Origin of the sequence: Micromonospora arida, assembly GCF_003857035.1 — a bacterium.
Classification (GTDB): domain Bacteria; phylum Actinomycetota; class Actinomycetes; order Mycobacteriales; family Micromonosporaceae; genus Micromonospora; species Micromonospora arida.
Map to the genome: position 1 here is coordinate 1 of NZ_QGSY01000056.1, position 6,339 is coordinate 6,339.

At 69.1% G+C, this 6,339-nt stretch carries 7 protein-coding genes; 6 read left to right on the plus strand and 1 reads right to left on the minus strand.

The features are described 5' to 3' along the window. The first annotated feature begins 3 nt into the window (after positions 1-3). From DLJ58_RS00880 to DLJ58_RS00905, 4 genes are all read left to right on the plus strand, one after another. Positions 4-1,200 carry a low temperature requirement protein A gene (locus DLJ58_RS00880; protein ID WP_124853413.1) on the plus strand — a complete coding sequence of 399 codons (1,197 nt, stop codon included), beginning with the start codon at positions 4-6 and terminating at the stop codon, positions 1,198-1,200. 628 nt (positions 1,201-1,828) lie between these two features. Beyond that, positions 1,829-2,128 (plus strand): hypothetical protein, encoded by a 300-nt coding sequence (locus DLJ58_RS00895; RefSeq protein ID WP_208740753.1) that lies wholly within the window; start codon positions 1,829-1,831, stop codon positions 2,126-2,128. 82 nt (positions 2,129-2,210) lie between these two features. Continuing rightward, positions 2,211-2,768 carry a hypothetical protein gene (locus tag DLJ58_RS00900; protein WP_124853410.1) on the plus strand — a complete coding sequence of 186 codons (558 nt, stop codon included), beginning with the start codon at positions 2,211-2,213 and terminating at the stop codon, positions 2,766-2,768. Position 2,769: 1 nt separating this feature from the next. After that, complete coding sequence (locus DLJ58_RS00905) at positions 2,770-4,209, plus strand: dihydrolipoyl dehydrogenase family protein (RefSeq protein WP_124853411.1); 1,440 nt, start codon at positions 2,770-2,772, stop codon at positions 4,207-4,209. Between the two features lie 124 nt (positions 4,210-4,333). On the opposite strand, the gene DLJ58_RS00910 is transcribed toward DLJ58_RS00905, so the two are convergent. After that, a complete protein-coding gene (locus DLJ58_RS00910; RefSeq protein WP_124853412.1) occupies positions 4,334-4,942 on the minus strand; it encodes a TetR/AcrR family transcriptional regulator in 609 nt (202 codons plus the stop codon). Between the two features lie 375 nt (positions 4,943-5,317). On the opposite strand from DLJ58_RS00910, the gene DLJ58_RS00915 reads away from it, so the two are divergent. Both DLJ58_RS00915 and DLJ58_RS00920 read left to right on the plus strand, forming a co-directional pair. Further along, positions 5,318-6,046 carry an alpha/beta hydrolase gene (locus DLJ58_RS00915; protein ID WP_244218730.1) on the plus strand — a complete coding sequence of 243 codons (729 nt, stop codon included), beginning with the start codon at positions 5,318-5,320 and terminating at the stop codon, positions 6,044-6,046. A 98-nt stretch (positions 6,047-6,144) separates the two neighbouring features. After that, a partial coding sequence (locus DLJ58_RS00920; RefSeq protein WP_208740755.1) for a hypothetical protein occupies positions 6,145-6,339 on the plus strand: 195 nt, incomplete at its 3' end.

Genomic DNA, 6,339 nt, shown 5'->3' on the forward strand with positions numbered 1-6,339 from the left:
CCAGTGAGCTCGGGTCGGGCGACGTTCCTGGAGCTGTTCTTCGATCTGGCGTTCGTTGTGGCCCTCACCCGGGTCTCGCAACGATTCGCGGGGTTGGGCGACGACACCGGCTGGGCGCTCGTCACGGGGTTCGGGCGTACCCTGCTGCTCTTCCTGGCGCTCTGGTTGATCTGGTCGCACACCGCCTGGATCACCAGCCGGTACGAACCGGAGCAGCCGATCATTCAGGCCGTCGTGGTCGGCACCATGTTCGCCAGCCTGATCATGGCGGTGACGCTGCCCCGCGCCATGGAGGAACGAGCGCTGCCGTTCGCGGTCGCGTACCTGATGGTGATGGTGGTGCGGCCGCTCGTGGTCGCCATCGCGCTGCGTGGCCATCCGCGACGGCTGGTGCCCTTCCGGCTTGTCGTGTGGGCTCTGGCGAGCGCCCCGCTGTGGCTGGCCGGCGCGTTGGGCCCGGATCATCTCCGCCTGCCACTGTGGGTTGTCGCCCTCGCTGTCGACTACCTCGCCTGGACGTTGGGGTGGCCGCTGCCGTGGGTCGGGGTCGCGAAGGTAGGTCGGTGGCGGATCGCGGGGACCCATCTCGCGGACCGTCATCAGCAGATGTTCCTCATCGCGCTCGGTGAGTCGATTCTGGTCATCGGCGTGGTTTTCAGTGGCGCGGACTACTCCCCGGAGCGGGCAGCCGCCTTCGCGGTCGCGTTCGCCACCAGCGCGCTGCTGTGGCGGATCTACTTCTACCGCGCCGGTCTGCTGCTGACCGAGGCGTTCAACCGAGCGGGTATGCCCGGCCGGCTGGGCGCGGTGTCGGAACGGACGCATTTGTTGATCGTGCTCAGCGTGCTCGTCACGGCGGTCGGCTACGAGCTGGTGATCGATCATCCGTTCGGGCAGCCGCGGCCCGGTTGGCTGCTGTTCTTGGTGGGCGGTCCGATGCTCTTCCTCGTCGCCCGGGTGCGGTTGCAGTACGAGATTTTTGGGCGGGTTTCCCATTCCCACCTGATCGGATTGGTCGCTCTGCTGCTGTGCACGCCGGCGTTGGCCCGGGGTGCGCCGATGGTCGGGCTGAGCGTGGTGGCCGCAGTGCTGGCCCTCGTCGCGCTTCTCGACGCGTTGCGCAGGTGGGGGCAGCCTACGGAGATTTCCGCTTCACCGATCGGAGGCGGAACCTCCGACGTTGGCGATTCCGAGGCGTGACGCGGTCGGGCGTAGCTACCGCTTCCACCGCGGAGCCGCCGCCCAACTTTCGGAGCGGCTGACTCCGGCTTCGGCCGCGCACTGGCGAACAGCCCCACCTGCGCTACCTCGACGGACGCGACCTGTACGGCGAGGCCGACTACGCCGAACTCCCACTACCCGACGAGGTCCACCCCGACCCTGCCGGACATCGCCGCATCTAGCCCTGGCCCCCGGCACCTGGTGGACGGGGCCCCGATGTGCACGCCGCAGCGACGTCCCACAGCGCCGCGTACCTGGTCGGTTCCGGCGGGACGCCAGTCGGAGCGGACCTGACCGCGGATTCCTCACGGCGGGCTCGTGGGGTTCGCCGTCTGGGCCGGACTGCGGGAGTGGGCAGCCTCGGCGTCGCCGCAATGGTCGAGCAGCGCTGCGATTACCGGCGGGGCGCGCACCGCGCGTTGTTGTCGAACCGGCGCTTCCTTCACTGGTGGTGGCCAGCGCCATGCCTACCCCCGCCCTCACCAAAATGGTGGATAGAACGATCGGTCTTGACGACCGGCGTCCGCGTCGGTATGGTTCTCGCAGACAGAACGTTCGTTCTACCTGGTGTCGGCCGGGTGTACGGCTGCGCCTGAAGGAGATCGCCATGCCTACCAAGATCACGCTCGTCATCGGTAACCCCGCGGACCCCGACGAGTTCGAGAAGGTCTACGCCGACGTGCGCCGGGCCGCCGAGACGTTCCCGAAGCTTCAGCGGGTCGAGTCGGCCAAGGTGTGGCCGAAGGAGGACGGCACGCCCACTCCCGCGTACCGGACGCTCGACCTGTACTTCGCCAGCTACGAGGATGCCGCTGCCGCAGTCGCGACGCCCGCTGCCGGTGCCGTCTTCGGCGGGCTCCAGGGCGCTCAGGTGGAGATCACGGGGCTGTTCTCAAACATCGAGTAGCACCGCCCTTCCCCTCCCGGCGGCGGCCCGCACCCCCCCCGCTGGGCGTCCCCTTCGCTCCGGAATCACCGAGAGGATGACCATGACCACGGTTGCCGTTCCCGGCATCTCGACGACGGCCGCTGCCCTGCGGCGGTTGTACTTCGGTCGCTTCGCCTTCGCAATCGTCTGGGCTGCGGTGACGCTCCCACTCGCCAAGCACCTCAACCCCCTCACCGCCGCGCTGCTCGTGCTCTACCCGCTGTTCGACGTGGCCGCTGCCATCGTCGACGCCCGAGCGTCGCGGGCCACCGGATCGCCCACCCTGCTGTACGTGAACGTCGCGATCAGCCTGCTCGCCGCGGTGGGCCTGGGCGTCGCCGGCGCGTCCGGCATCCCCGCGGTCCTGCGGGTCTGGGGCGCCTGGGCGGTCGTGGCCGGACTGGTTCAGCTGATCGTGGCCGTCACCCGCCGCAAGATGGGTGGCCAGTGGCCGATGATCATCAGCGGTGGCATCTCCGTCGTCGCCGGTGGATCGTTCGTCGCCGCTGCCTCCGCGGACAACCCGGCGCTGACCAACGCGATCGGCTACGCCATCCCCGGCGCCATCTTCTTCCTCATCGCGGCTATCCGCCTGGGCCGCGCCGCGAAGGGAAACTGACGTGCAGAACGCCACGTACGACGTCATTGTCATCGGCGCGGGGCCGGTGGGGGAGAACGTCGCCGACCGCGTCGTGCAGGGCGGCCTGACCGCCGCGATCGTCGAGCGGGAACTGGTGGGTGGCGAGTGCTCGTACTGGGCCTGCATGCCGACCAAGGCGTTGCTGCGCAGCCAGGCCGCGCTCCGGGCGGCTCGTCAGCTGCCCGGTGCGCGCGAGGCGGTGACCGGCGAGCTGGACGCGGCGGCCGTGCTGCGCCGCCGGGACGCCGTCGCCTCGCACTGGAAGGACGACGGGCAGGTGTCCTGGCTGGACTCCGCGGGGATCGCCCTGTATCGAGGCCAGGGGCGGATCAGCTCCGACCGGATCGTCGAGGTGACCGGGGCGGACGGCGCCACCACCTCGCTCACCGCGCGACACGCGGTCGTCATCGCCACCGGAAGTGGCGCACTGGTGCCGGACATCGCCGGTCTGCGCGAGGCGGCACCGTGGACCAGCCGTGAGGCAGCCGCCGCGAGCGAGGTTCCCGGCCGGCTCGCCATCATCGGTGGTGGCGTGGTGGCCACGGAGATGGCGACCGCGTACGCCGGCCTCGGATCGACGGTGACGGTGCTCGTCCGCGACGGAGTGCTCACTCTGGCGGAGCCGTTCGTCGGCGAGCGGGTCACGCAGTCCCTGCGGGAAGCCGGCGTGTCGGTCCACCTCGGTGCCGAGGCCACGTCGGTGAGCCGCGACGGCGACGGCACGGTGCACATCACGCTCACCGGCGGCGACCAGGTCGAGGCCGACGAGATCCTCGTCGCGATCGGTCGTACGCCGAACACGCACGACGTCGGCCTCGACCGGATCGGCCTGAAGCCGGGCGCCTGGCTCACGGTCGACGACACCCTGCGGGTGGTCGATTCTGCCGGCGCGTTGATCGGCGACGGATGGCTGTACGCGGCCGGGGACGTCAACCGGCGTGTGCTCCTGACCCACCAGGGCAAGTACCAGGCTCGCGCGGTGGGCGACGTGATCGTGGCGCGGGCCAGGGGCGAAGCGGCAGACGACCGCCCGTGGGGCCGGCACGTCGCCACCGCCGACGAGCGCGCCGTGCCGCAGGTCGTCTTCACCGACCCGGAGATCGCGTCGGTGGGGCTGACCGCAGCCGCAGCCGAGGCCGCCGGACTGCGGATCCGGGTCGTCGACTACGACCTGGGCGGCGTCGCCGGGGCCGCGCTGCACGCCGACGGCTACCAGGGGCAGGCCCGGATGGTCGTGGACGAGGACCGACGGGTGATCGTCGGCCTCACCCTCGTCGGCCCGGACGTCGCGGAACTGATCCACGCCGCGACGATCGCCATCGTCGGCGAGGTCCCACTGGAGCGGCTGTGGCACGCCGTGCCCGCGTACCCGACCGTCAGCGAGGTCTGGCTGCGCCTGCTGGAGGCGTACGGCCGCTGATCTGAGCCGTACGGCCGTCCGTGCCGTCGCCGGTGAGCGAGGGCGGGCTCAACCGGTGGTGGCAACAATGAGGAGCTGGGTCATCCCGTCACCGGGGGTGGCCCAGCTCTGGGTCGTGCGGGGGCTAACGGGCCGACTCTGTCGACTGGCGCTCCGAGTTGATCCTGAGGAGTCCTTCGACACCGCGCAGGAAGGTCTCGGACACCAACGTGGGGTCGGAGAGGCATCCGGCCGCCATGGCGCCGTCCCGGAGCATGACGAAGTGGCGCGCTGCGGGATCCGCCGTTCCTTCGTGGACCTGTGCCATGAGCGCGGTGATGGTGCCCAGGAACCATGCCCGGTGGGCCATCAGTTCCTGGTGCACGGGATGGTTCGTGTCGGGGTATTCCGCTGCGGCGTTCAGGAACGCGCAACCACGGAACCCGGGGGACTGGATGTTCTGAGCGATGGAATGGGCGATGGCCAGGAGCGGCTCGACCGGCGACCGGTTCGCGGCGATGGCCTCGTCGACCATGCCGCGCTCCAGCTGATGCACCTCACGCAGGTAGACCAGGATGAGGTCGTCCTTGCTGGGGAAGTGCCGGTAGAACGTAGCCCTGGTCACCTTCGCCTCGGCGATGATCCGGTCGACGCCAACGGAGTGGATGCCCTCCGCGTAGAAGATCCTGGTCGCCGTGCGCAGAAGCTTGAGACGTGCCTCAGAGGGTCGGGCATTGGGTTCGTCGCTCGCCATCCAACCATCTTAGCGACAGAACGTTCGGTCTGATCTGTACCTGCGGGCATTGGGCGTGGCACCCGAACGCCGCACAGCGTGCGAACAGTGACCGGCAGGTCATCTCGTGTCCGAGTCGGGCGCCGGCCAGGTGTTCGACGAGGCACTCCGTTCTTCGATCCCGCTGACAGTGGGCTCATCAATGCGGGATTCTGGATGCGGCAACCCCATCGGAGCCGGGATCGCGCGGGCTGATTCGCAATGCCGGGGAAATGCTCCGTCGACCGTCCTCGTCGGTCCGGCCTGCATACCGCAGGCAGCGGGTGGCGAGCCCCTCGAAAGGAACTTCAGATGAGCGCTGCTTCTGACATGTCTGCCCAGGAGATGCCGACAGTTGTGCTGATCCACGGTGCATTCGCCGGCTCGTCGAGTTGGAATGGGGTGATCGCCAACCTCAAACGGCGGGGCTACCCGGTCATTGCCGTCGCCAACCCGCTGCGCGGCGTGCAGAAGGACGCCGCTTACGTTCGGGCCCTCCTGGACAGCCTGCCCGGACCGGTCGTGATGGCCGCCCATTCCTACGGCGGGCTGGTCATGACCGAGGCCGCAGCCGGTGCCTCCAACGTCAAGGCCCTGGTGTACGTCGCCAGCGTGAGCCCGGACGTAGGCGAAAGTGTGATCGGGTTGCTCGGCAAGTACCCCGGAAGTCAGCTCGCCACCAGCATCAATATGGTGCCGATCCCCTCCGACGACGGCGGCACGACCATGGACCAGTACATCCTGCAGGACAAGTTCCCCGAGGTGTTCGCCGCCGACGTCGACCCCGACACTGCCCAGATCATGGCGGCAACGCAACGGCCCGCCTCGGCGAGCGCCCAGGAGGAGGGCGTGACAAAGGCCGCCTGGAAGACGATCCCCTCCTGGACCCTGATCACCACTCAGGACCTGGGCATTCCGCCGGACCTGCAGCGCTTCCTGGCCGACAGGGCGGGCTCCACGACAGTGGAAATCGCCGCTTCCCACGCGGTGGCAGTCTCGCAACCCGGCCCGGTCGCAGACCTCATCGACACCGCCGCCCGCGCCACCGCACGCTCGATGCAGATGTCCAAGAGTCGTCGGGGTTGACCAGGCTTGTCGAAGCGACGGTCCGGTTCACTCCACCGCTGTCGGTGCCGAGCAGAACGGTTCCCAGGCCGAGTGTCCGAAGCTGCGATGATGCCTCGGTGAGTCAGACAGCGGAATGGGACCGCGTGGTCGAGGGCGCTCGTGTTCATTTCATGGCCGGCCAGGACGACGAGCCGGAGACTGCCGACAACATCGATGCGCACCTGTACTTTGCCGACGGCACCCGTCGTTACGCCACGTTCATGACGACGGATGAGATCGCCCGTCTGCTGCAACGGTGGGCGGGGACCGGG